Below are 3,053 nucleotides of genomic sequence, written 5' to 3' on the forward strand. Positions count from 1 at the left end.
AAAACCAGGTTGGTTATGAGCGACGAGACCTCGATACCCGAGAAGCGTTCAGCCCCGTGGAAGGGCCGTCCGCGCAGCGACAACCCGCGCAATGCGTGGGTACATGTGCGGGTGACGGCGGACGAGCGGGCCAAGCTGGACGAGGCAGCCGAGCGGGCCGGACTGGAACTCGGCCCCTATGTCGTCCAAGCGGCATTAGGAGCGCCCCGGCCCCGGCAGCGCCGCCGCCTTCAGGTAGATAGGCGCGAACTGGCCTCGCTCCTCGGCCAGCTCGGCACTGCGGGCGGCAATTTGAACCAGCTCGCCAAGGTGGCCAACCAAGCGGGTCAGCTTCCCGCTACTGAGGCGTTGGCAACGGTGCTGTTAGATATCCGTACGGCGGCGCGAGCGATCAGCGCCACGTTGAGCGGTCAGAAGATTGATGCGGGAGAGCCACAGCCCCCGGCGGAGGCGGCAGATGCGTAGTAGATCGCCCCGTTTTGGTTGCCTAAAGTCTGAGAGTCGGCAACGTGTCTGGAAACGCCCAACTTTACAGATGGCACTATGTCCAAATTGTCCTTGAAACAGACTGCTGAGTTTGCCGGTACGACCAAGCCTACAATCCTTAAGCACATGGCAAAGGGGCGGGTATCGGGCGAAAAGGACGATAACGGTCAATGGTGGTTCGATATGGCCGAGCTAGTGCGGGCCTATGGAGAGCCAGGTTCCCGCAACAGTTCAAGAAACAGTTCACTTAACAACCGGAACCATCAGGATTTGCAGCAGGAAACCCCTGTGGAAACGGTTTCCGAACTAGCAACGCTCCGGGTGCGGCTGCAAGCTATGGAGCAGGAGCGCGAGCGGGAGCGCCGAGACAAAGACGACACCATCGCCGACCTGCGCGCCCGCTTGGATCATGAAGCGGACGAGCGACGACGATTGACGACTTTGCTGACCGACCAGCGACCCAAGGAGCNTCCGGTGGCGATCCCACCCCGGACGAAGAAGGCGATCGAGGTGGCGGCCGAGATCATGCAGGAGCCGCCTGACCGGGCCGACTACCTCCACGCGGTGCTGTGCCAGGTGGGGATGCCACGCGCGGCCACGCAGGAGCGGGAGTTCATCCGCGAGAGCGGCTTCGTCAGCATGAAGCTGGAAGCAGGCAGCCTCTACAACGGCCAGCGCTTCGTGAATCAGCCGTTGCCCTACGGCTCCCGGCCCCGGTTGGTGATGGTGCATATCAGCGGCGAGGCGGTGCGGACGCAGCGCCGCGAGATCGAGATCGGCGACAGCATCCGTGACTTCCTGATCCGCCTAGGCATCGCTGACAGTGGTGGGCCGCGCGGTGGCTACACGATGTTCAAAAAGCAGATGATGGCCCTCGCGGCCTGCCGCCTGACGCTTGGGATGCGGACGGAAGGCCGTGCGGTGACGATCAACACGCAGCCCATCACTCGGTTTGAGGCTTGGCTACAGCCGCAGGCCGGGCAGCACACCCTTTGGCCGGGCGAGTTGCAGCTTTCGCAGGAGTTCTTTGAAACCCTAGTCGGCCATGCAGTACCGCTCGATCCGCGCGCCCTCGCCGGTTTGAAAGGCAGCGCCCTGGCGCTCGACGTCTATAGCTGGCTGGCGCATCGCCTGTGCCGCATCAACGGCGCGGCGGTGAAGCTTAGTTGGAGCAATCTGAGGGCGCAGTTCGGCCAGGAGTATGCCGACTACGGCAACTTTAAAAAGGCTTTCCGCCTAGCCCTTCGGCAGGTGCTGGCGCTCTACCCCGACGCGCGGGTGGAAGAGGAGCCGGGAGGGCTGGTGCTCAAACCCTCACGTCCGCCACTTGCCAAAACACAAGTGCTCATCAGCCCCTAGCCATGTGTGCAGGTTGGGGATCGGACGACTTATCCACGCTGAATCACCACCCCCTAGTTCGCTGAATCACCACCCTCTGAGGTTCGCTGAATCACCACCCCCTAAAACCTATAGTAAGAATACCTATAGCTTTTCCTGTAGCTGGGACCGCTCTCCTGTGGATAAAGGAAACGGAATGCGCCTGACGGCGCATGAGTCGTTTGCTTGGGGCTGCGCCCTCACCTGCTGTGACGGTGCCGCCGTCCTCTCTCCGGTCAACCCCGCTCGCCATGCTCGGCCTTCGGCCTGTGCGTGGCTCCGCGCCGCTTCGCGGCTGCCCTGCGGGCAGGGGTTTGACCTCCGTTGCGGGCGACGGCCTGCCAGATGGCAGGGTCGGGACGAAGGAACAGGGCTTGTCAGGTCGAACTAAGGAACAGGGTTTTTATGATTATCTAGCGACTAGATGGGTTCTTTTCTGAGGATGATAATAGATTTCGCGCCCAATGTACGCCACATCCTGCAGCAACTCCTATTGCTGTTGTAACGCTTAAGAATGCCAATCCAGTTGAAAGAGGTTTGGCTTGAAATCTTTCTGCTATAGACGGAAGTTCACGCCTCATTGTGTCGGAACATGCAAACGATCCTGCTGCGTTAGCAGCGACAACGCCAGCAACTACATCCCAGCCATCTACGGGTTTTTTCTCCATAACTCCTTATTGCATGCTTATGTTACAATTTCGAGACGATAGTCCCCCTTGGAAAGACTGCGGGTTACGTAGCGACATGGACAAAGGAACAGGGCTCCAGGAGGCCCTAGGATGGCCGTAGAACGCTGGAAGCTTGTTGGGATGAGCGAGAGCCACTTAGAGCGCTGCGCACGTCCTGAAGCCTTCCAGAGGCCAAAAATAGGTAGGCCCTAGAGCAGCCAACATCACTGTTGGTCAAATATCCTAGCGGGGTAGCTGTGCAGGGCACGGCGTAGGGGCTGGCAATGAAGCCCCTTGGCGCGGAGCGCCATCTGGCGGATTCGTTGTAACAACTTTCTTTTCGACGGGCGGATTTGAGGGAAGGGTGTGCACAGATACATCGCTGCGCGATGTGGCCTCCAATTCTCTAAATCGGTTGATGGGCAAGGCATGTGTTGTATCACGGAAACTGCTCCCTTTGGGGCTTTTTCCGTGATACAACACGCTTGGCAAGGAGGGCTTTGCCCCCCGTTGCATCCCCCC

At 59.9% G+C, this 3,053-nt stretch carries 2 protein-coding genes; both read left to right on the top strand.

Annotated features, from left to right (window positions below):
* The coding region (locus tag QWZ14_RS16840; protein ID WP_290317930.1) for a plasmid mobilization protein at window positions 1-465 on the top strand (465 nt) is incomplete at its 5' end.
* Between the two features lie 660 nt (window positions 466-1,125).
* Window positions 1,126-1,845 carry a replication protein RepA gene (locus QWZ14_RS32155; RefSeq protein WP_456307249.1) on the top strand — a complete coding sequence of 240 codons (720 nt, stop codon included), beginning with the start codon at window positions 1,126-1,128 and terminating at the stop codon, window positions 1,843-1,845.
* Window positions 1,846-3,053: the final 1,208 nt, after the last annotated feature.

It is taken from the genome of Paeniroseomonas aquatica, assembly GCF_030409335.1.
Taxonomy (GTDB): Bacteria; Pseudomonadota; Alphaproteobacteria; order Acetobacterales; family Acetobacteraceae; genus Belnapia; species Belnapia aquatica.